The organism is Streptomyces noursei (assembly GCF_001646665.1).
Lineage (GTDB): Bacteria > Actinomycetota > Actinomycetes > Streptomycetales > Streptomycetaceae > Streptomyces > Streptomyces lavendulocolor.
Genome location: NZ_LWBU01000363.1, coordinates 53345 through 75724, shown reverse-complemented (window position 1 = coordinate 75724; position 22380 = coordinate 53345). Strand labels below are relative to the sequence as shown.

Sequence of the window (22380 nt, the reverse complement as noted above, 5' to 3'; positions counted from 1 at the left end):
GGCCGGGCTCCGCCGCGAGGAGGAGACGGACCGGGGGAGGCCGCCCCGGCCGGGCCGGCACCGCCGCCGCACGCACGAGTGCCCGGCGGCACTCGGGGTGCCGCCGGGCGGTCGTGCGTCAGCCGTTCACCGGCCTTCCGGGGTTCCGGGGTTACGGGAAGGTCAGCTTGAAGCCGTTGATGTAGCCGGTGTCCTGCGCGGCCTTGTCCTGGACGCGGAGCTTCCAGCTGCCGTTGGCGACCTCGCTGGAGGCGTTGACCGTGTAGGTGGCCTTCACGTTGTCGGCCGAGTCGGAGGAGCTGAACGGCTTGAGGTTGTAGACCGAGCCGTCCGGGGCGACGAGGTCGACGACCAGGTCACCGCGCCAGGTGTGGACGATGTCCACGTCGACCTTGAGCGTGGCAGGGGCGTTGCCGGCGATGCCGGTGACGTTGACGGCGGAGGTGACGGCGGCACCGTTGTCCGGGATGGCGACGTCGGCCGTGTTCTCGAAGACCTTGCCGGTGCCGGGGTCGCCGCCACCGGGGCGGGACCCGACGTTGACGCCGGCCCACGCGTGCTCGACGGCCTTCACCTCGGCGCTGCCGGCGCCGTACAGCTCCGTGGCGACCGCGACCGTCCCGGTGCGGGCGGCGGCGTAGTTGGTCGTCGAGGTGAACTTGGTGGTGAGCGCCTTGTACCAGATCAGCGCGGCCTTGTCCCGGCCGATGCCGGTGACGGGCAGGCCGTCGGAGGTCGGCGAGTCGTAGTTGACCCCGTTGACGGTCTTGGCGCCGCTGCCCTCGGAGAGCAGGTAGAACCAGTGGTTCGCCGGGCCCGAGGAGTAGTGGACGTCGATGCCGCCGATGCCGGAGTACCAGGCGTCCTTCGACGAGCCGTCCTTGCTCGGCTTGTCCATGTAGCGCAGCGGGGTGCCGTTGCCCCGGATGTCGATCTTCTCGCCGACCAGGTAGTCGCCCTTGTCCTGGGCGTTGTTGGCGTGGAACTCGACGGCCGCGGCGAAGATGTCGGAGGTCGCCTCGTTCAGGCCGCCCGACTCGCCGCTGTAGACCAGCTTGGCGGTGGCGGAGGTGATGCCGTGCGTCATCTCGTGCGCGGCGACGTCGATGGACGTGAGCGGCTTGGTGTTGCCCGCGCCGTCGCCGTACGTCATGCAGAAGCAGCTGTCGGTCCAGAAGGCGTTGACGTACGCGTTGCCGTAGTGGACGCGGGAGTACGCGCCGACGCCGTCGCCCTTGATGCCGGAGCGGCCGTGGACGTTCTTGTAGTAGTCCCAGGTGAGCGCGGCGCCGTAGTGGGCGTCGGCGCCGGCCGTCTCCAGGTTCTGCGGCGTGCCGTCGCCCCAGACGTCGTCCGCCCCGGAGAACAGCGTCCCGGTGCCGGAGGTGCCGCGGTTGAGGTTGTACGTCTTGTGGTTGCCGCGGCCGGTGTCGGTCAGGGTGTACGAGGGCGCGGTGCCCAGCGTCACCTGGCCGCTGTACTGGGTGTTGCCGGTGCCGTTGTGGACGGCCTGCCACTCGTAGAGCTTGGCGCCCGTGGTGGCGTCCGTGACGACGTGCAGCTCGTTCGGGGTGCCGTCGTGCTGGAGGCCGCCGACGACCGTCTCGTACGCCAGGACCGGCTTGCCCTGCGCGAGCCAGACCACCTTGCGCGGGGCGCGCTCGGAGGCGGTGGCCTTGGAGCCCTCGGCCCGGGCGGCGCCGACGGCCTGCTTCTCGGCGGCGGCCGGGGCGACGTCCGCGGTGGTGTCCACGCCCTTGAGCGCCGCCCGCGAGGCCTTGCTGACCGCCTCGGTGCGCCCTGCCTTGGTCTCGGTGACGACCAGGTCGCCGCCGAGGACCGGAAGTCCGGCGTAGGTGCGCTCGTAGCGGGTGTGGGTGGTGCCGTCGCGGTCCTGGACGACGTCGCGGACGGCGAGCTTCTCCTGGGCGCCGAGGCCGAGCTCCTTGGCCGTCTCGGCCTTGGCGGCGTCGGCGGCGCGTATCAGCGCGGTGCGCTGGGCGGGGGAGAGGTCGGCGGGCAGGGAGCCGGGGTCGGCCTTGCCGGCCGCCTGGGCCTTGGGGGCCGCGGGGGCGTCGGCGGCGGTTGCGGCGCCGGTCTGCACTCCCACGGCGAGCATGGCGGCGGCGGCGATCAGGGCGCCGGTCGCGGTGGCGCGACGGCTGGGCGTGGATCTCACGCAGACTCCTTTTGCGAGGGGGGTACCGGCGGCTGGGTGGGCCGGCCGGGCGGAGCAGCCTGAACAAGCACGGAACACGGGCGTGTCGAACATCGGAACCCGTGTCGAACAAGTGGTGCGGAGAACGGGGTAAGAGTGGCGCCGGTGATGGTGCTCTGTCAGGAGCGCGTCAACAGATTGGCCGGAACTCGTCCGTTGCCCGAAAAGCCGTGTTCGTTAAGCGGACGTTTCGCCGGTGCGTACCACGTGGCGGCGCGACGCCCCGCCCGGCCCGCAATCACGGGCCGAACGGGGCCGGGCGGGCGGCTTGCGACGGTGAACGGCGTGTTGAGGGCGTGTGCCGCGCCATCCTGCACGAGCCTCCCGCGGCCGTGCACGCTTCCGGCCACCGGCCCCCCTCGGGCCGGTGGCCGGGCACCCCCTGGGCCCGGGTGCTACGCGTCCCGCTCGGACGGGAACAGGGCGAGCGGGGTCTCGCCCTGGAAGAAGGTCTTGGCGCGGATCATCGCCCGCTCGTCGTCGCGTACCTGGCCCGGCCGCGAGCCGCTGCCGAGGAGCACCCCGCCGAACCGCATCCGCAGGTAGGCCGCCGAGTTGTTGAGGGTGGTGACCAGCCCGTCGGCGACGGACTCGTCGTCGTCCGCCATGACCGTCACGCCCCACAGCGTCCGGCCCGCCATCCGCCGCTTGAAGTCCGAACCGGGCGCGGTCAGCCAGCCGGACCAGTAGTCGAGGTACCGCTTGGTCTGCGCGGAGACGGTGTACCAGTACAGCGGCGTGGCCAGCACGATGTCGGTGGCCTCCAGGGTGGCCCGCCGCAGCTCCTCCTCGGCCTCGCCGACCGGCCAGTCGTCGGTCTCGTGCCGTCCGTCCTGGAAGTCCGGCAGGGGCAGGGTGTTCAGGTCCACCCACCGCTGCGGGGTCCCGGCGGGCAGCTGAGCGGCCGCGGTCCGGGCGAGCAGCTCGGTGTTGCCGTCGGCCCGGGAACTGCCGAGGACGAACAGGAAGGAGCGGTCGGTGGCGGGGGCCGTATCGGTGGTCATGTCAGCTCCGGAGGTCGTCGTCGAGGTCACCGGCGTCAACAACCTTGATGCGCATGCATATTCCGAGGGGTGGCCACGGCGTGCGCCACCGCGCGGGGCACCTCACCCCACCAGGCTCTCCCGCCACGCCCGGTGGAGCCCCGCGAAGCGGCCCTCGCCGCGGATCAGTTCGGCCGGCGGGCCGTCCTCCACGATCCGGCCGCCCTCCATCACCAGCACCCGGTCCGCGATCTCGACCGTGGACAGCCGGTGCGCGATCACCACGGCCGTGCGGCCCTCCAGGACCGTGTCCATGGCGCGCTGCACGGCCCGCTCGCCGGGGACGTCCAGGGAGCTGGTCGCCTCGTCGAGGATCAGCACCGCCGGGTCGGCCAGCAGGGCCCGGGCGAAGGCGACCAGTTGGCGCTGACCGGCCGAGATCCGGCCGCCCCGTTTGCGTACGTCGGTGTCGTAGCCGTCCGGGAGGCCGGCGATGAAGTCGTGGGCGCCGATGGCCTTCGCGGCCTGCTCGATCTCCTCCCGGGTGGCGTCCGGCCGCCCGATGGCGATGTTCTCCGCGACCGTCCCCGAGAACAGGAACGCCTCCTGCGTCACCATCACCACCCCGCGCCGCAACTCCGTCACCGCCAGGTCCCGGAGGTCGACGCCGTCGAGCAGCACCCGGCCGCCGGAGGGGTCGTAGAAGCGGGCGAGCAGCTTGGCGAGGGTCGACTTGCCCGCACCCGTCGAACCGACCACCGCGACGGTCTGCCCCGCCGGGATGGTCAGCCCGAAGCGCGGCAGCACCTCGCCGCCCGTGCGGTACCCGAAGCGGACGTCCTCGAACACGACCTCCCGGCCGGGCGTCCCGGAGCGGGGCGCCGGCAGGGGGCGGGGGGCGGCGGGCTCGGGGACGGTCGGGACCTGCGCCAGCAGCCCGGCGATCTTCTCCAGCGAGGCGGCCGCCGACTGGTAGGAGTTGAGGAACATCGCCAGCCGGTCGATCGGGTCGTACAGCCGGCGCATGTACAGCACGGCCGCCGCCAGCACCCCGAGCGCGAGCGTCCCGGAGGCGACCCGGTAGGCGCCCCACAGCACCATCGCGGCCACCGCCGTGTTGGCGACCAGCCGGGAGCCGACGACGTACCGGGCCATCTCCAGGATCGCGTCGCCGTTGCGGCGCTCGTGGCGGTGGTTGAGCGTGCGGAAGTCCGCGTCGTTGGTCCGCTCACGCCGGAAGGCCCGCACCGGGCGGATGCCGTTCATCGTCTCCGCGAACTTCACGATGACGGCGGCGATGGCCGTCGACCGCGCGCTGAACGCGACGGCCGCGCGCCGCCGGTAGGCCCGTACGAGCAGGTACAGCGGTACGAACGAGGCCACCGCGACCGCGCCGATGCCCAGGTCCAGCCAGAGCAGCAGCACCGAGATGAAGGCGAAGGAGAGGAAGACCCCGATCAGCTCCTGGAGCCCTTCGCCGAGCAGCTCGCGCAGCGACTCGACGTCCGTGGTGGAGCGCGAGATCAGCCGGCCCGAGGTGTACCGCTCGTGGAAGTCGACGCTCAGTGCCTGGGCGTGCCGGAAGATCCGCCCGCGCAGGTCCAGCAGGACGTCCTGGTTGACCCGGGCGGAGGCGCGGACGAACGCGGCCTGGAAGAGGCCGGCGCCCACCGCGCACAGCAGGTACCCCGCCGCCACCGCGAGCAGCGGCCCCCTGTCCCCGCCCCGGAGGGCGGGCACCGCCCGGTCGATGGCGTACGCGACGAGCAGCGGCCCGGCCTGCACGGCGGCCTGCTGGAGCAGCACCAACAGGGCGGCGAGCGCGACCCGCCCCCGCCGCGGCAGCAGCAGCGACCGCAGCAGCCGCCCTGTGGCGCCCGGCGCCACGGGCAGGTCGTCCCGGTCGAACGCGTCCGCCCCGCGGGCCCCTTGCGCCCCGCCGGCTCCCCGCACCCCGCTGGGCCCCTGCGCCCCGCTGGGCCCCTGCGCCCCGCCGGTGTCCGTCGCCCCGTCCGCGCCGGCTCCCCGCGCCCCGCCGGTGTCCGTCGCCCCGTCCGCGCCGGGCGCCCGCCCGCCGCCGGAGCCGCCCGCCGCAGCCCCGCCCCCGCGGCCGTCCGCCCGGCCCACCGCCCGGCCGTCCGCCGCGCCGCCCGTCGCCCCGCCCGCCCCGTCGGCCGGGGGCCCGGGGGGCGTGCCGCCCACCGTGTCCGTCATCGCGCACCACCCGTCGTTCCGGCTCCCGACATGAGCCACGCGTACTCCGCGCTGTCCCGCAGCAGTTCCTGGTGGGTGCCGACCGCCGTGATGCGGCCCGCCGAGAGGAGGGCCACGCGGTCGGCCAGCATGACCGTGGACGGGCGGTGCGCCACCACCAGGGCGGTGGTGTCCCGCAGGACGTCCCGCAGCGCGGCCTCGACCAGCGCCTCGGTGTGGACGTCCAGCGCCGACAGCGGGTCGTCCAGCACCAGGAACCGGGGGCGGCCCACCACCGCCCGCGCCAGGGCGAGCCGCTGGCGCTGACCGCCCGACAGACTCAGCCCCTGCTCGCCGACCTGGGTGGCGTCCCCCTGCGGCAGCCGCCGCACGAACCCCGCCTGGGCCACCTCCAGAGCGCGCCGCAGCTCGGGCTCGCCCGCGCCGGCGGGACCGGCGCCCATGAGCACGTTCTCCCCGACGCTCGCCGAGAACAGCGTGGGCTCCTCGAACGCCACCGACACCAGCTCCCGCAGGCGCTCCCGGGGCATGTCCGCCACGTCGACCCCGTCCAGCAGGATCCGCCCGCCCGTCACCTCGTGCAGCCGCGGCACCAGCGCCGTCAGCGTCGTCTTGCCCGAGCCGGTGGCACCGACCAGCGCCATCGTCTCGCCGGGGCGCACGACCAGGTCGACCCCGTCCAGCACCGGCGGCGCGTCGTCCGGCGCGTCCGGGTAGCGGAACGTCACGCCCTCGAAGCGCAGCCCGCCCGACGACTCCGCCGGCGTACCGCGGTGCCCGCCCGGGTCCTCCTCCGCCTCGTCCATCACCTCGAAGAACCGCTCCACCGACGTCGCCGCCTCCTGGCTCATCGCCAGCAGGAACCCGATCGACTCGACCGGCCACCGCAGCGCCAGCGCCGTCGACAGGAACGCCACCAGCGTCCCGGCGGACAGCGCGCCGTCCGCCACCTGGACCGTGCCCAGCACCAGCGCCGCCCCGATGGCCAGTTCCGGCACGATGGTGATGACCGCCCAGATGCCCGCCAGCAGCCGCGCCTTGCCGAGCTCCGTGCCCCGCAGCCGCTCGGCGAGCGCGCCGAACGCCTCCGCCTGGCTGCGATGACGGCCGAACCCCTTGATGATCCGGATGCCGAGGACGCTCTCCTCGACGACCGTCGTCAGATCGCCCACCTGGTCCTGGGCGCGACGCGCGACCAGCGAGTAGCGCGTCTCGAACAGGGAGCAGACCACGATCAGGGGCACCACCGGCACCAGCAGGATCAGCCCCAGCGTCCAGTCCTGCACCAGCAGCACACCGCAGCCCACCAGCACCGTCACGCCGTTGACGAACAGGAACGTCATCGGGAACGCCAGGAACATCCGGATCAACGACAGGTCCGTCGTCGCCCGTGACAGCAACTGCCCCGACGCCCACCGGTCGTGGAACGCGATCGGCAGGCGCTGCAGGTGCCGGTACAGGTCGGCGCGCATCGCGGCCTCCACCCCCGCCAGCGGGCGGGCCACCAGCCACCTCCGCAGCCCGAACAGCACCGCCTCCGCGATCCCCAGCGCCAGCACCACCAGCGCCCCGAACCACACCCCGCCCGGCTCCCGCCCGGCCACCGGTCCGTCCACGATCCACTTCAGGACGATCGGGATGACCAGGCCCAGACACGACGCCACGACGGCCACGCACGCCGCCGTCCCGATCCGCGCCCGCACCGGGCGGACGTACGGCCACAGCCGCAGCAGCGTGCGAACGGTGGAGCGGTCCTTGGTCGTTGCATCCTCTTTCGGCATCAGGAGCGAGCCTACGGTTCGGCACTGACATCGCTCACGTGCTTTTCCGGAAGCTCGTCAACGGTCGTACCCCCGCATCAACCGATCGGCCGATGCCCTCCCCAGCGGGACGGCCGATGTGCCGGAGGAGCCCCCGCCAGCATGCTCGTCACATGTCGACGACCACCGGAATGATCACAGTGAACGGGCTGCGCAAGGCCTACGGCGGCAGGGTCGCCGTCGCGGACGTGTCCTTCGCGGTCGCGGAGGGCGAGATCTTCGGCATCCTCGGGCCCAACGGGGCGGGCAAGACCACCACCGTCGAGTGCGTCGAGGGCCTCAGGACCCCGGACGCCGGCACCGTGCGGGTCGCCGGACTCGACCCGGTGGCCGACCACCGCGAGGTCACCCGCCTCCTCGGCGCCCAGCTCCAGGAGAGCGAGCTCCAGCCGAAGATCACCGTCCGCGAGGCACTGGAGCTGTACGCCTCCTTCCACACCCGCCCCGCCGACTGGCGCCCCCTCGCCGAACGGCTCGGCCTCACCGACCACCTCGCCGTCCGCTTCGCCAAGCTCTCCGGCGGCCAGAAGCAGCGGCTGTCCATCGCGCTCGCCCTCGTCGGCGACCCGAGGGCCGTCGTCCTGGACGAGCTGACCACCGGCCTCGACCCCCGGGCCCGCCGCGAGACCTGGGCGCTGATCGAGGACGTGCGCGCCCGCGGCGTCACCGTCCTGCTGGTCACGCACTTCATGGAGGAGGCCCAGCGGCTCTGCGACCGGATCGCCGTCATCGACGGCGGACGGGTCGCCGCACTCGACACCCCCGCCGGCCTCATCCGCCGCGCCACGGTCTCCACCGTCGTCTCCTTCACCCCCTCCGCCCCGCTCGACGACCGCGAACTTGCCGCGCTCCCCGGCGCCGCCTCCGTACGGACGCAGGAGGACGGCCGGGTCGTCGTCGAGGGCACCGACGACACCGTCGAGGCGGTCGTCTCGCTGCTCGCCCGCCACCGGGTCACCGCCCACCAGCTCCGCGTCGCCGAAGCCACCCTGGACGACGCCTTCCTCGACCTCACCACGGGAGCCGACCGATGAACACCACCGTCCTGAAGACCGAGGCGCGCCTCTTCGCCCGCGAACCCGGATCCGTGTTCTGGGTGACCGTCTCCCCGACCCTCCTCCTGGTGGTCCTCGGCCTCATCCCCTCCTTCCGGAAGGCGTCCGACGACCTCGGCGGGCTGCGGGTCGTCGACCTGTACGTCCCCGTCTCCGTCCTCTTCGCCCTGATCATGGCCGGGCTCCAGGCCATGCCCCCGGTCCTCACCGGCTACCGGGAGCGCGGCATCCTGCGCCGCATGCGCACCACCCCCGTGCGCCCCTCCGCCCTCCTCACCGCCCAGCTGCTCGTCCACGCGGCCGTGGCGCTGGTGTCGGCCGCCCTGGTCGTCACGGTCGGCCGGGCCGCGTTCGGCGTCCGCCTCCCCGGGCAGCCCGCCGGGTACGTCCTGGCGCTGCTGCTCGCCGTCGCGGGCGCCCTCGCCCTCGGCGCGGCGGTCTGCGCGGTCTCCCGCACCCAGAAGATCGCCACGGCCGTCGGCTCGGCGGTCTTCTTCCCCACCATGTTCACCGCCGGCGTCTGGGTCCCCGTGCAGGCCATGCCGGACACCCTGCGCGGCATCGTCCACCTCACCCCCTTCGGCGCGGCCTCCGAGGCGCTGGGCGACGCGGCGGCGGGCGGCTGGCCCGGCTGGACGCACCTGGGCGTCATGGCCCTGTGGACCGCGCTGCTGACATGGGCGGCGGCCCGCTGGTTCCGCTGGGAGTGAGCCACCGGGAGACTGGTCCCATGACACCGACGACCGTCGAGGAGCGCTGGGAGCGGTTCTTCCGCTGGGGCCCCTACGGCCTGCTGGCCCTGGCCACCGCCATCGGGGCGGTGACGGCGGAGTTCTTCATGACCCGCACCGAGGTGTACGCGGCCGGGGCGCTCGTCCTGGCCGTCCTCGCCCTCCAGGCGTGGCGGGGCGCGCCGGCTCCCGGTCACCCGGTGGGCGGGCAGGTGCACTTCGCCGTGCGGACCGTGCTCGCCGCCGTACTGACCTGGCTCAACCCGCTGTTCGCCATCTACGCCGTCATCGGCTACTTCGACGCGGGCCGGCTGCTGCCCGCCCGCCGGGCCCGCCTCGGACTGCTCGCCACCGCCGTCACCATGGCCGGTTCCCAGTCCGGGGGCCTGCCGCCGGCCTCCGCGCTCCAGTGGGCGCTGTTCGCCGCCCTGCTGGTCCTCAACGTCTGCCTCGCCCTCGTCTTCGCCCACCTCGGCGACAAGGAGGCCGAGCGCACCGCGGAGCGCGCCGCCACCATCGCCGCCCTGGAGCGGGCCAACGCCCGTCTGGAGCAGGCCCTCGCCGAGAACGAGGGCCTCCACGCCCAGCTGCTCGTCCAGGCCCGCGAGGCGGGAGTGGCCGACGAGCGCCGCCGGCTGGCCGCCGAGATCCACGACACCCTGGCCCAGGGCCTGGCCGGCATCGTCGCCCAGCTCCAGGCGGTCACCGCGGCCCCGGACCCGCGCGTCGCGCGCGAGCACCTGGAGCGCGCCACCGCACTGGCCCGGCACAGCCTCGGCGAGGCCCGCCGGTCCGTGCACGGCCTCGCCCCCGCCGCCCTGGAACACGCCACGCTGCCCGACGCGCTGCACCGGACCGTCACCGACTGGTCCGAACGCACCGGCGTGGCCGCCCGCCTCACCGTCACCGGCACCGAGGAGCCCCTGCACGACGAGGTGGCCGCCACCCTGCTCCGCATAGCCGAGGAGGCGCTCGCCAACACCGCCCGGCACGCCGGGGCGTCCCGGACCGGCGTCACCCTCTCCTACATGGGCGACGAGATCACCCTGGACGTGCGCGACGACGGCCGCGGGTTCGAGCCCGCCGCCGTGCCGCCCCGCTCCCGCACCGGCGGCTTCGGCCTGGACGGCATGCGGGCCCGCGCCGCCCGGCTCGCCGGCACCCTGTGCGTCGAGTCCGAACCGGGCGGCGGTACGGCGGTGTCGGCCCGCGTACCGTTGGTGCCCCATGGCTGACCACACCATCACCCTGCTGATCGTCGACGACCACCCCGTCGTGCGCGACGGCCTGCGCGGCATGTTCGCCACCGAGCCCGGCTTCGAGGTGCTGGGCGAGGCGTCCGGCGGCACCGAGGGCGTCGAGCGCGCGATGCGCCTGGACCCCGACGTGGTCCTGATGGACCTGCGCATGCCGGACGGCGGCGGGGTGGACGCGATCCGCGAGCTGACCCGGCGCGGCGCCCGCGCCAAGGTGCTCGTCCTCACCACGTACGACACGGACTCCGACACCCTCCCGGCCATCGAGGCGGGTGCGACGGGCTACCTCCTGAAGGACGCCCCGCGCGAGGAGCTGTTCACCGCCGTACGGGCCGCCGCGGACGGCCGTACCGTCCTGTCGCCCGCCGTCGCGACCCGGCTGGTCTCCGCCGTGCGCTCCCCGTCCGCGCCGGGTGGCGAGACGCTCTCCGCCCGTGAGCGGGAGGTGCTGCGGCTCGTCGCCCGGGGCACCTCCAACCGGAGGATCGCGGCCGAGCTGTTCATCAGCGAGGCGACCGTCAAGACCCACCTCACCCACGTGTTCGCCAAACTCGGCGTGGGCGACCGGGCCGCCGCGGTGGCCGCCGGGTACGAGCGGGGGATCCTCGGCCGCGCGCAGCCCGCCCCGTAGACCCTCCCCCCGGCGCCCCGCCGCCCCGCCTGCGTGCCTAGCTCCGCACCCGCCACAGCAGCACCGACCTCGCCGGCACCGTCACCACCTCCCCGCCCGGGTGCACCGTGCCCGGGGCGCGGGTCTGGTCCTCCCGCGCGGTGTCCACCTCCAGCTCGTACTCCTCCGCCCACGGCGGCCCCGGCAGCCGGAAGTCCACCGGCTCGGCGCCCGCGTGCAGGACCGCCAGGAAGCTTTCGTCCGTGACGGGTTCCCCGCGCGCGTCCCGCCCCGGGATGTCCCGCCCGGACAGGTACATCCCGATCGTCGCCGTCCGGGCGTACCAGTCGCCCTCCGTCATCTCCGCGCCCGCGGCCGTGAACCACGCCAGGTCCCGCAGCCCGTCCGCGCCCTGCGGACGGCCGGAGAAGAACGCCCGCCGGCGCAGCACCGGGTGGGCGTGGCGCAGCGCCAGCAGCCGGCGGGTCAGCTCGAGCAGGCCCTTGGGGCCGGGGCGCCGGGGCAGCGACCAGTCGACCCAGCCCAGCTCGTTGTCCTGGCAGTACGCGTTGTTGTTGCCGCCCTGGGTGCGGCCCATCTCGTCGCCCGCCACGAGCATCGGCACGCCCGTGGACAGCAGCAGCGTGGTCAGCAGGTTGCGCACCTGCCGCCGGCGCAGCGCGTTCACCTCCGGGTCGTCCGTCTCGCCCTCGGCGCCGCAGTTCCACGACCGGTTGTCGTTCGTGCCGTCCCGGTTGCCCTCGCCGTTCGCCTCGTTGTGCTTGTGCTCGTACGACACCAGGTCGCGCAGCGTGAACCCGTCGTGCGCGGTGATGAAGTTGACGGAGGCGTACGGGCGCCGGCCGCCCCACGCGTACAGGTCGCTCGACCCGGACAGCCGGTACCCGAGGTCGCGCACATCGGGCAGGGCACCGCGCCAGAAGTCGCGGACGGCGTCCCGGTAGCGGTCGTTCCACTCGGTCCACAGCGGCGGGAACGCGCCCACCTGGTAGCCGCCGTTCCCGACGTCCCACGGCTCGGCGATCAGCTTCACCCGCCGCAGCACCGGGTCCTGGGCGATCGTCGCGAGGAACGGCGACAGCATGTCGACGTCGTGCATCGAGCGGGCGAGCGCCGCCGCCAGGTCGAAGCGGAAGCCGTCGACGCCCATCTCCGTCACCCAGTAGCGCAGCGAGTCGGTGATCAGCCGCAGCACGTGCGGCTGGACGACGTGCAGGGTGTTGCCGCAGCCGGTGTAGTCGGCGTACCGGCGCGCGTCCGCAGCCAGCCGGTAGTAGCCGCGGTTGTCGATGCCCCGCAGCGACAGCATGGGACCCAGCTCGCTCGCCTCGGCGGTGTGGTTGTAGACCACGTCCAGGACGACCTCGATGCCGGCCGCGTGCAGCGCCTTCACCATCCGCTTGAACTCGCCGACCTGCTGCCCGGTCGTGCCCGACGCGCTGTAGGCGGCGTGCGGCGCGAAGTAGCCGATGGAGTTGTAGCCCCAGTAGTTCCTCAGGCCCCGCCGCAGCAGGTGGTCCTCGTGCGCGAACTGGTGCACCGGCAGCAGCTCGACCGCCGTCACCCCCAGCGACACCAGGTGCTCGATCGCGGCGGGGTGCGCGAGGCCCGCGTAGGTGCCGCGCAGCTCCTCGGGGATGCCCGGGTGGCGCCGGGTGAAGCCGCGGACGTGGACCTCGTAGATGACGGAGTCCGCCCACGGGGTCTTGGGCCGCCGGTCGTCGGACCAGTCGTCGTCGTCGTGGACGACGACCCCCTTCGGGACGTACGGGGCCGAGTCGCGGGTGTCCCGGACGGTGTCGGCGACGTGCTGCTCGGGCCAGTCCCGCACGTGGCCGTACACCTCGGGCGGCAGCGAGAAGTCGCCGTCGACCGCCCGCGCGTACGGGTCGAGGAGCAGCTTGGCCGGGTTCCAGCGGGCGCCGGTCCACGGGTCCCAGCGGCCGTGCACCCGGTAGCCGTACCGCTGCCCCGGGCGTACGCCGGGCACGAAACCGTGCCAGATCTCATGGGTCAGCTCGGTCAGCGGAAGCCGGGTCTCGGCGCCCCCCTCGTCGAACAGGCACAGCTCCACCGCCTCCGCCCCGCCCGCCCAGAGCGCGAAGTTCGTCCCCGTCGCCCCGCCGGGCCCGGCGCGGAAACGGGCGCCCAGCGGCGTGGGCGCGCCCGGCCACACGGGCGGGGAGGGCGCGTCGGGATTCCGGGGGAGGCCGCCCGGCCCGTGGCGCCGTGCCCCGGCGGGGGCGGGACTCCCGTCCAGCAGTGCGTCACCCACCGCACGCTGCACTGCCTGCTGCTCGGCTGCGCTCGACACCTGCGGGCCTCCTGCGGCTGCCTCTTGTGGTGGCTCGGTCCCCTCCGGGGCGCGCCGGCCCGTGCCGGCGGTCGATCGTGCTCGGGCCGCTCGTTCCTCACGGCCCCGCGCGCGTTCTCCCTTTCGACACCGTCGCGCCCCTTCGGCTCACTCGCCGCGAGGCCGCGGCGTCCCTGCCGCGGCCCCGCACATGGTCCTCCACCTGTTCTGCCCGGACTGCCTGCCTCCCAACATGACCCGCACTGACGTTTCCCCTGGAGGGGGGCAGTCGTTGGTCGCATCGTGAGACACGTACTGAAGCGGGCAGGGCTCGGCATCGCCGCTGCCGTGGCATGCGCAGGGCTGATGGCGGGGCTGGCCGGGTGCACCAGTGACGGTGGTCTGGACATCGGCGTCGGCGGCAAGGGGCGGTCACCGGAGGACACCATCCGGGTGATGCCGCAGGACAAGGCGGAGGGCGTGGCCCCGGACGGGCGGGTGGAGGTGCGCGTCCCCAGCGGGCGGCTGGAGCGGGTGGAGGTGGTGAAGGTCGAGGACGACCGGCCGGCGCGGGTGCCCGGCGCCATCTCGGAGGACGGGCTGCGCTGGCGGCCGCTGCCGGGTACCCGGCTCGCGCTGGCCGCCAAGTACCGGGTGGACGCGGTCGCGCTGGACGGCCACGGGCGGCGTTCGGCCCGGCACACCACGTTCACCACCGCGGTCCCCGAGCACCGGTTCATCGGCTACTTCAAGCCGGAGAACCGCTCCACCGTCGGCACCGGGATGATCGTCTCGTTCTCCTTCAACCGGCCGATCGAGAACCGCGCGGCCGTCGAGCGGGCCATCCGCGTCACCTCCCGCCCGCCGGTGGAGGTGGTGGGCCACTGGTTCGGCAAGGAGCGGCTGGACTTCCGTCCGCGGGAGTACTGGGAGCCGGGCACCGAGGTCACCGTCGACCTGCGGCTGCGTGACGTGGAGGGGGCGCCGGGGGTGTACGGGATCCAGCACAAGAGGGTCGGTTTCACCGTCGGCCGCTCCCAGGTCTCCCTGGTGGACGCGGAGAAGCACACCATGGAGGTGCGGCGCGACGGCCGGCTCGTGACGACGGTGCCGATCACCGCGGGGGCACCGAAGACCACCACGTACAACGGCAGGATGGTGGTGACGGAGCTGTTCGACGTCACCCGGATGAACGGCGCCACGGTGGGCTTCAAGGACAAGGACGGCAAGGGCGAGTACGACATCAAGGACGTGCCGCACGCCATGCGGCTGACGGACTCGGGCACGTTCCTGCACGGCAACTACTGGGCACCGGAGTCCACCTTCGGCACCGCGAACGTGAGCCACGGGTGCGTGGGGCTGCGGGACGTGAAGGGCGGCAGTGCCGAGTCCCCGGCGGGCTGGTTCTTCGACCGGACGCTGATCGGGGACGTCGTGGAGGTGGTCAACTCGACCGACCGGAAGGTGTCCCCCGACAACGGCCTGGGCGGGTGGAACCTGGACTGGGCCCGCTGGAAGGCCGGTTCCGCCCTGCGCTGACCCGACTCGTGCCGTGCGGTGCGGTGGCCTCCTCTCGCCGTTACCGCACGATCCGGCATGGCCCGCCTCCGCCCTGGACAAGTTGGGACTGAACGGTGACATCCGCGGGAGCTCGGCAGCGCCTGCGGTGTGATTATCTATCGCGGTGCACGCGCGAGTGGGCGTGCGGGGGTGCGGGCCGTGGCGGGGCCAGGCCGTGCGAGGGGAGAACACCGAAGTGAACGTGCAGCCGATATCGGGGGCATCGGCCGGGGCGGGCAGGAGCGGATCCGGGACCGGCAGGGGACTGCTGGCGCTGGTGCTGGGGGCGCTGCTGCTGCTGGTGACGGCATGCGGCGGGTCGGGCTCGGCCGACAGCGGCAAGGGCCGCGAGAAGGCGAAGGACGGCGGGAAGGTCGAGAACGCGGCCTCGCAGGCGGTCGTGACCATCGCTCCCAAGGACGGCGCCGCGTCGGTGGCGACGAGCGGCGCCCTGAAGGTGACCGCCGAGAAGGGCAAGCTGACCACGGTCACCGTCGCCGACTCCAAGGGCAACAAGGTCGAGGGCCGGCTGACCGCCGACAAGACCGGCTGGGAGCCGGTGCGGCACCTGGCGGCCGCCACCAAGTACAAGGTGCACGCGGTCGCCGAGGACGCCGACGGGCGTGCGTCGGCGAAGGACACCACCTTCACCACCCTCGTCCCGAAGAACACCTTCATCGGCCACTACACGCCGGAGGACGGCTCGACCGTCGGTGTCGGCATGCCGGTGTCGATCAACTTCACGCGCGGCATCACCAACCCCGAGGCCGTGGAGAAGGCCGTCAGGGTGACGGCCGTGCCGTCCGTGCCGATCGAGGGCCACTGGTTCGGCAACGACCGTCTGGACTTCCGTCCCGAGAAGTACTGGGCCGCGGGCACCAAGGTGACCGTGCAGCTGAACCTGGACGGCGTCGAGGGCCGTCCGGGCGTGTACGGCAAGCAGTCCAAGACCGTGCGCTTCACCATCGGCCGCAGCCAGGTCTCGACGGTCGACGCGAGCGAGAAGACCATGAAGGTGGTCCGCGACGGCAAGCTGATCAAGACCGTGCCGATCACCGCGGGCGCCCCGTCGACGACGACGTACAACGGCCAGATGGTCATCAGCGAGAAGTACAAGGTGACCCGGATGAACGGCGCCACCGTGGGCTTCGGCGGCGAGTACGACATCAAGGACGTGCCGCACGCCATGCGCCTGTCCACCTCGGGCACCTTCGTGCACGGCAACTACTGGGCCTCCAGCGGCACCTTCGGCTCGGCCAACGTCAGCCATGGCTGCGTCGGGCTGCGGGACGTGCGCGGCGCGTACGACGACGCGACCCCGGCGGCCTGGTTCTACAACAACTCGATCATCGGCGACGTGGTGGTCGTGAAGAACTCCAAGGACAAGCAGATCCAGCCGGAGAACGGTCTGAACGGCTGGAACATGGCCTGGTCGGAGTGGATCAAGTAGGGCCGCACGGCCCGCGTCGTACGGGCCCGGTGCTGTTCCTCACAGCACCGGGCCCGTTGTCGTTAACGGCGGCTAACCTGCCCTGCATGACAGTCACTCTCGAAGTCTCCGAAGGCGTCGGCACCATCCGCCTGGACCGCCCGCCGATGAACGCTCTGGACATCGCCACCCAGGACCGCCTGCGCGAGCTCGCCGAGGAGGCGGCCCGGCGCGACGACGTCCGCGCCGTGGTGCTGTACGGCGGCGAGAAGGTGTTCGCGGCCGGCGCGGACATCAAGGAGATGCAGGCCATGGACCACGCGGCCATGGTGCTGCGCTCCAAGGCCCTCCAGGACTCGTTCACCGCCGTGGCCCGCATCCCCAAGCCCGTCGTCGCCGCCGTCACCGGGTACGCGCTGGGCGGCGGCTGCGAGCTGGCGCTGTGCGCCGACTTCCGGATCGCCGGCGACAACGCCAGGCTGGGCCAGCCCGAGATCCTGCTGGGCCTGATCCCCGGAGCGGGCGGCACCCAGCGCCTGGCCCGTCTCGTCGGCCCGTCCAAGGCCAAGGACCTCATCTTCACGGGCCGTCATGTGAAGGCCGACGAGGCCCTCGCGATCGGGCTCGTCGACCGGGTCGTCCCGGCGGCCGAGGTGTACGAGCAGGCGCACGCGTGGGCCGCGAAGCTGGCCCAGGGCCCCGCGCTGGCACTGCGCGCGGCCAAGGAGTCCGTCGACGCCGGTCTGGAGACCGACATCGACACCGGCCTCACCATCGAACGCAACTGGTTCGCCGGGCTGTTCGCCACCGAGGACCGCGAGCGCGGCATGCGCAGCTTCGTGGAGGAGGGGCCCGGCAAGGCCAAGTTCCTGTAAGGGCAAGCGAGTTGTCCACCGTCCGGGTGGTTTAGGGCAGTCTTAAGGGCGCCTTAAGCGCTGAGCGGCACCTGGCCCGGCGCCCGGTGCGGACCTCTGGCGTCACCGCAGGTCACCGCCGCTTTTCCCGCCCTTGTGTGCCACGGGCATATGCCGGGAGCTGCCCCGGGAACGGTTCGTTCCGGGGCAGCGATTCCGCGGGAACGGCCACGCGGGAGCCGTGCGGCGGCCATCATGGTGGGCATGGCGGGGCTGGATGGTGTGGAGCAACCGGGGCAGCGCGGCGGCGCTACGGCCGCGCGGTGGGTGGCCGCCGCGGACGACGAACAGGCGCTCAAGGCGGTCGAACTGTTCGGCAACCCGACGGAGGAGGAAGTCCGGCTGCCGTCCCGCCCCGAATCCGCCGCGACCGCCCGCCGGCTCACCCAGTGCGTGGTGCTCCGCCAGTGGGGGCTCGGCCCGCAGATCGCCGAGCACGCGATCCTGCTCGTCTCCGAGCTCGTCGGCAACGCCGTCCGGCACACCGGGGCGCGGGTCTTCGGACTGCGCATGCTGCGCCGCCGCGGCTGGATCCGGATCGAGGTGCGCGACCCGTCCCGGGGGCTGCCCTGTCTGATGCCGGTGCACGAGCTGGACACCAGTGGCCGGGGACTGTTCCTGGTGGACAAGCTCTCCGACCGCTGGGGTGTCGATCTGCTGCCGCGCGGCAAGACCACCTGGTTCGAGATGCGGGTGTCGGACCGCTGACGCACGGAAAGCCCCCTTGCGCCGTGGTGGGGCGCCGCGGGGGCTTCCATGAGGTGCGCCGCGGACGGGGGTGGGGTGTGTCCGCGGTCGCCGGAACGACCTGGCCCGGGTCAATGGGGGTCGTGTCTCCGACTATGGCAGACGGGGGGCCATGCCGCCAAAAGACCGAACCGGGACAAAGTTCAGCAAAACGGTCCAGCTGGGAAATGAATCGTAGGTGAGGTGAGCCACGGACCTCATAAACCATGAATAAATATGGGTTCCGATGGGTGAATCCTCGACCTCTCCGCAATGTGCCGACGGAGCACCGGACCCCGTGGGAAGCGGACCGGAGGGCCCGGACCCTCAATGGGGTCCGTGACGATGCTGCGCCTGACGAAGCGATCCAAGAGCCTCCTCGCGGCCACCGCGCTGCTGGCCGCCGCCGCGGCGCTCCCCGGCTGCGGTGGCGGCGGCGAGCGGCCGGAGGCGCGCGGCAGCCGGGCCGCCGTCCCCGTCGCCGTACCGAAGAGGACGGCCCCGGCGGGGCTGCCCGGGATGCCGCCCCTCCTGGACCCCGAGGACGTCTACGCGGCCGACCGGCCGGGCATGCTCTCCCCGGTGGTCAGGGGCTTCCCCTCCCGGGTGTACGTCCCCAACACCCTGTCCGACACCGTCTCGGTCATCGACCCCAGGACCTACAAGGTCGTCGAGACCATCCCGGTCGGCAACCAGCCGCAGCACGTCGTGCCGTCCTGGGACCTCAAGACCCTCTGGGTCAACAACAACCGCGGCCACACGCTCACCCCCATCGACCCCGCCACCGGCGCCCGCGGCGAGGACGTCGACGTCCACGACCCGTACAACCTGTACTTCACCCCCGACGGCGCGTACGCGATCGTGATGGCCTCCCTCGACCGGGAGCTGGTCTTCCTCGACCCGCACACCATGGAGCGCCGCCACACCGAACCGGTCGGCTGCTACGGGGTCAACCACGCCGACTTCTCCGCCGACGGCCGCTACTTCATCGTCAGCTGCGAGTTCTCCGGAGAGCTGCTGAAGGTCGACACGGAGCGGAAGAAGGTCGTCGCCCAGCAGAAGCTGCCCTTCCGGGGCGCCATGCCCCAGGACGTGAAGGTCTCGCCCGACGGCAGGACCTTCTACGTGGCCGACATGATGGCGCACGGGGTGTGGGTCCTCGACGGCGACTCCTTCGCCGCCCCCAGGCTCATGCCCACCGGCAAGGGCGCCCACGGCCTGTACGTCTCGCGCGACTCCAGGGAGATGTACATCCCCAACCGCGGGGAGGGCTCGGTCTCCGTGTTCGACTTCGCGCGCAAGGGGCTGACCAAGAAGTGGTGGCTGCCGGACGGCGGCTCGCCCGACATGGGAGGCGTGTCGGCCGACGGCAAGGTGCTGTGGCTCTCCGGGCGCTACGACTCCGAGGTGTACGCCATCGACACCAGGACCGGCAAGCAGCTGGCCCGCATCCCGGTCGGCGGCGGCCCGCACGGCCTGGCCGTCTACCCGCAGCCCGGCCGCTACTCGCTCGGCCACACCGGCGTGTTCCGCTGACCGGCCGCGGCGCACGGCACCGCCGGCCGGGTCCCGGCCGCACGGCACACGGCTGACACGCCGCCGATCGAGTGAAGATCCACGGTGTGACCCGGCGCGACGGCCAGGGTGAGCGCCATGATCACTTCCCGTCCGCGGCGCCGTGCCGCCGCGCTCGCCGTGTCCCTCGCCGCGCTCCTCGTCCCCGCCGCCGCCACCGAGGCCGCCCCGGCCGCCGCCACCCCGGCCCCGGCCGCGGCGAGCCGGGCCCCCGCCCTTGCCGCGCCCGCCCTCGCCGCGCCCGCCTTCGCGGCGAAGGCCGCGGCGAGCTGCCCGGTCGTCGAGGACCGGCTGTACCCGGCGGCCGACCGCAGGGTCGACCCGGACCGCATCACCCCCGCCCCCTCGTGGCGGGCCGACTGCAAGCAGCTCTACCGCGCCGACAACCGCCCCCCGGCCGTCGTCTTCGAGCAGGGCTTCCACCCCAAGGCCCCGCTGGACGGGCAGTACGACATCGAGAAGTACGTCCTGGTCAACCAGCCCTCGCCGTACGTCTCGACCACGTACGACCACGACCTCTACAAGAAGTGGAAGAGCGGCTTCAACTACTACGTCGACGCCCCGAAGGGCGTGGACGTCAACGGGACCATCGGCGACACCCACAAGTACGCCGACCAGGAGGAGGTCGCCTTCCCCGGCGGCATCGCCCGCAAGCACATCGTCGGCGTCTGCCCCGTCGACCTGGTGAAGAAGATCGAGATCATGGCGGAGTGCCAGGACAACCCGCACTACGAGCCCTGGCGCCGCTGACCCCCGTCCCCCTGGCCGGCGGATCCGGGCCCCCGGCCGGAACCCACCGGCACGGCCGATAATCTGACCGCCGTCAGTTATGCACCAAGAAGGGGTGGACCAGTGGCGGACATCGAGGCGGCGCGCAAGGCGTTCGAGCGGTACGACGTGAACGGGGACGGGCTCATCACGGCCGCCGAGTACAAGAGCGTCATGGCGCAGCTCGGCGACTTCAACGTCACGGAGACCGTCGCCCAGGCCGTGATCAACGCGCAGGACGGCAACGGCGACGGGCTGCTCACCTTCGACGAGTTCTGGGCGCACCTCAACAAGGCGTGACCATACCGACGAACGGCGCCGCCCGGGCCACCGGGCGGCGCCGTGCGCGTACCGCGCTCGTGGCGGGCGGGCTCGCCGCGGTGGCGGCGGCCGTGTTCGGCGCGGGCCTCGCCGCGCGCGGCACCGGCGAGCTGCGCATCCCCGCGCCCGGCACCACCACGGTGCTGCGCGCGGCGGTGTTCGCCGCCCTCGCCGTGCACCTCGGCGAACTGGCCGGCACCCGGCTCGCCGCGGCCGGCCCCGCGCCCCGCCCCTGGGCCCTGTGGGCCGCCCTGGGCGGCGCCGCCGCGTCGGCGGGGCAGATCCTGCTGCTGGCCGAGGTGAGCGAGCTCGACCTCACCGCCACGTACGGGACGCGGGACGGCGGGCTGCTGCTGGCCATGGCCAACGGGTTCGCCCTGGCCGCCGGGTGCGTCGCGCTCGGGCGCCCCGGCTGGGCGGGCGGGCCGCTGGCGCTGGTGATCGGCGCCGAGGCGCTGCGGGCGCACCCCGAGCCGTACACCCCGGAGCTGGGCACGGCCCTCACCGTGGTCCACCTGACGGCCGCCTCGCTGTGGGCCGGCGGGCTGCTGTACGTGCTCCGGGTGGCGTGGCTGCGCGGCGGCGGGCGCGAGGTACTGGCCCGGTACGCGCGGCCGGCCGGATGGCTCTACGTCGCGCTGGCCGTGACCGGCACCTGCTCGGCGCTGCGGCGCCTGCCGGCGGAGGTGGTGTTCGCTTCGGCGTACGGCAGGGTGCTCCTCGCCAAGCTGGCGCTGCTCGCGGTGGTGAGCGCGCTGGCCGTGACCGCCCGCCGGCGACTGGCCCGGGGCGGGGACGCGACGGCCCCCGCCCGCACCGAGCTGGCGGTGCTGGCGGGGGTCGTCGCGGTGTCGGCGGTGCTGACCGTGGTGCCCGACCCGCACTGGCTCAGCGTGCACTCGGCGGTCCTCAGGTGACCGAGGCCGCCAGCACCGAGGCCGCCCGGGCGACGAGGAGGTCGTCCGCGGCGGCCTCCTGCTCGGGCTTGGTCGTCAGCACCACCAGGACGACCGGGGTGCCGTCGGGCGTCCAGGCGACCCCGGCGTCGTTGTTCGTCCCGTACGCGCCGCCGCCGGTCTTGTCGGCCAGCCGCCAGTCCTCCGGCAGGCCGGCGCGGAACCGGTGCGTACTGGTGGTGTTGCCCAGCAGCCAGCCGGTCAGCCGCTCGCGGTCGCCCCGGTTCAGCGCGTCACCGAGCACCAGCCGCTCGTAGGTGCCGGAGAGCGCCGCCGGTGTCGTGGTGTCCTCGACCCGCCACGGCTCGCAGGTGTTCAGCTCGGGCTCCCAGCGGTCGAGCCGGGTGGTGGTGTCCCCGAGGGAGCGGCAGAACCGGGTGACGGCGGCCGGGCCGCCGAGTTCGCGCAGCAGCAGGTTGGCGGCGGTGTTGTCGCTGAAGCGGATGGTCGCGTCGCACAGCTCGGCGACGGTCATGCCGGTGGCCAGGTTCTCCTCGCACTTCTTCGAATTCGGCACGAGGTCCGCCGCGGTGTAGCGGATGCGCTTGGCGAGCACTTCGCCGTGCCGGTCGAGGTCCCGCAGCACGGCCGCCGCCGCGAGCGTCTTGAACGTCGAGCACATGGGGAAGCGCTCGTCGGACCGGTACAGCACGGTGGCGCCGGTGACCGTGTTGCGGGCCACCGCGCCCAGCCGCGCCCCGTGCCGCCGCTCCAGCGCCCGCAGCCGCCCGGTGGCCGCCGCACGGCGCGAGGCACGCCTCGCGGCCCCGGCCCCGGCGCCGGCAGCGGCCCCGGCAGCGGCGGCGGGGGCGGCCGCACCGGCGGTCAGCAGCGCGGCGGCGCCGGCCGCGGCGGTCAGCAGGGTCCGGCGGGAGGCCCGGCCCGGTAACGTCGCGATCTTCTCGTTCTGCGTCATGGCGCGAGCCCATC

The 22380-nt window shown here is 73.5% G+C and carries 18 protein-coding genes; 12 read left to right on the top strand and 6 right to left on the bottom strand.

The features are described from left to right. Window positions 1–151: 151 nt before the first annotated feature. The 4 genes from A4V12_RS25505 to A4V12_RS25490 all read right to left on the bottom strand — a co-directional run bounded on the left by A4V12_RS25505 (window position 152) and on the right by A4V12_RS25490 (window position 7196). The gene (locus A4V12_RS25505; protein WP_064071755.1) at window positions 152–2179 is read right to left on the bottom strand and encodes a M4 family metallopeptidase; all 2028 of its coding nucleotides are present in this window, start codon (window positions 2177–2179) and stop codon (window positions 152–154) included. Between the two features lie 434 nt (window positions 2180–2613). Continuing rightward, window positions 2614–3222, bottom strand: a complete 609-nt coding sequence (locus A4V12_RS25500; protein WP_064071754.1) for a flavodoxin family protein — start codon at window positions 3220–3222, stop codon at window positions 2614–2616. Between the two features lie 102 nt (window positions 3223–3324). Then, window positions 3325–5415 (bottom strand): ABC transporter ATP-binding protein, encoded by a 2091-nt coding sequence (locus tag A4V12_RS25495; protein ID WP_234372337.1) that lies wholly within the window; start codon window positions 5413–5415, stop codon window positions 3325–3327. Beyond that, window positions 5412–7196: an ABC transporter ATP-binding protein gene (locus tag A4V12_RS25490; RefSeq protein WP_064071753.1), complete on the bottom strand. Its 1785-nt coding sequence runs from the start codon at window positions 7194–7196 to the stop codon at window positions 5412–5414. Before A4V12_RS25490 ends, A4V12_RS25495 begins: the two co-directional genes overlap by 4 nt. A gap of 152 nt (window positions 7197–7348) precedes the next feature. On the opposite strand from A4V12_RS25490, the gene A4V12_RS25485 reads away from it, so the two are divergent. From A4V12_RS25485 to A4V12_RS25470, 4 genes are read left to right on the top strand one after another with little or no spacing between them, the layout of a single operon-like run. Beyond that, entirely contained in the window at window positions 7349–8269 is a 921-nt protein-coding gene (locus A4V12_RS25485; RefSeq protein ID WP_064071752.1) for an ABC transporter ATP-binding protein, read from the top strand. Next, window positions 8266–9000, top strand: coding sequence for an ABC transporter permease (locus A4V12_RS25480; RefSeq protein WP_064071751.1), 735 nt, complete (start codon window positions 8266–8268; stop codon window positions 8998–9000). Before A4V12_RS25485 ends, A4V12_RS25480 begins: the two co-directional genes overlap by 4 nt. A gap of 20 nt (window positions 9001–9020) precedes the next feature. Beyond that, window positions 9021–10256 (top strand): sensor histidine kinase, encoded by a 1236-nt coding sequence (locus tag A4V12_RS25475; RefSeq protein WP_064071750.1) that lies wholly within the window; start codon window positions 9021–9023, stop codon window positions 10254–10256. Further along, window positions 10249–10908 carry a response regulator gene (locus A4V12_RS25470; RefSeq protein ID WP_064071749.1) on the top strand — a complete coding sequence of 220 codons (660 nt, stop codon included), beginning with the start codon at window positions 10249–10251 and terminating at the stop codon, window positions 10906–10908. The genes A4V12_RS25475 and A4V12_RS25470 overlap by 8 nt, the downstream gene beginning before the upstream one ends. A 37-nt stretch (window positions 10909–10945) precedes the next feature. On the opposite strand, the gene glgX is transcribed toward A4V12_RS25470, so the two are convergent. Continuing rightward, window positions 10946–13222: a glycogen debranching protein GlgX gene (glgX, locus tag A4V12_RS25465; RefSeq protein ID WP_064071748.1), complete on the bottom strand. Its 2277-nt coding sequence runs from the start codon at window positions 13220–13222 to the stop codon at window positions 10946–10948. Window positions 13223–13504: 282 nt separating this feature from the next. Between glgX and A4V12_RS25460 the strand changes: the two genes are divergently transcribed. The 8 genes from A4V12_RS25460 (at window position 13505) to A4V12_RS25425 (ending at window position 21411) form a co-directional block, all read left to right on the top strand. Then, window positions 13505–14740, top strand: coding sequence for a L,D-transpeptidase (locus A4V12_RS25460; RefSeq protein ID WP_064071747.1), 1236 nt, complete (start codon window positions 13505–13507; stop codon window positions 14738–14740). A 217-nt stretch (window positions 14741–14957) separates the two neighbouring features. Further along, window positions 14958–16211, top strand: coding sequence for a L,D-transpeptidase (locus tag A4V12_RS25455; RefSeq protein WP_079137334.1), 1254 nt, complete (start codon window positions 14958–14960; stop codon window positions 16209–16211). A gap of 86 nt (window positions 16212–16297) precedes the next feature. After that, window positions 16298–17065 carry an enoyl-CoA hydratase/isomerase family protein gene (locus tag A4V12_RS25450; RefSeq protein WP_064071746.1) on the top strand — a complete coding sequence of 256 codons (768 nt, stop codon included), beginning with the start codon at window positions 16298–16300 and terminating at the stop codon, window positions 17063–17065. A gap of 243 nt (window positions 17066–17308) precedes the next feature. Next, window positions 17309–17812: an ATP-binding protein gene (locus tag A4V12_RS25445; protein ID WP_064071894.1), complete on the top strand. Its 504-nt coding sequence runs from the start codon at window positions 17309–17311 to the stop codon at window positions 17810–17812. Window positions 17813–18175: 363 nt separating this feature from the next. Next, entirely contained in the window at window positions 18176–19366 is a 1191-nt protein-coding gene (locus A4V12_RS25440) for a YncE family protein (protein ID WP_064071893.1), read from the top strand. Between the two features lie 117 nt (window positions 19367–19483). Beyond that, complete coding sequence (locus A4V12_RS25435) at window positions 19484–20155, top strand: ADP-ribosyltransferase (protein ID WP_064071745.1); 672 nt, start codon at window positions 19484–19486, stop codon at window positions 20153–20155. A 102-nt stretch (window positions 20156–20257) separates the two neighbouring features. After that, the gene (locus tag A4V12_RS25430) at window positions 20258–20473 is read left to right on the top strand and encodes an EF-hand domain-containing protein (protein WP_064071744.1); all 216 of its coding nucleotides are present in this window, start codon (window positions 20258–20260) and stop codon (window positions 20471–20473) included. Further along, window positions 20470–21411: a CopD family protein gene (locus tag A4V12_RS25425; RefSeq protein ID WP_234372336.1), complete on the top strand. Its 942-nt coding sequence runs from the start codon at window positions 20470–20472 to the stop codon at window positions 21409–21411. Before A4V12_RS25430 ends, A4V12_RS25425 begins: the two co-directional genes overlap by 4 nt. Here the strand turns inward: A4V12_RS25425 and bla are convergent. Beyond that, the gene (gene bla / locus A4V12_RS25420; protein ID WP_064071743.1) at window positions 21404–22366 is read right to left on the bottom strand and encodes a class A beta-lactamase; all 963 of its coding nucleotides are present in this window, start codon (window positions 22364–22366) and stop codon (window positions 21404–21406) included. The genes A4V12_RS25425 and bla overlap by 8 nt on opposite strands. Window positions 22367–22380 lie beyond the last annotated feature (14 nt).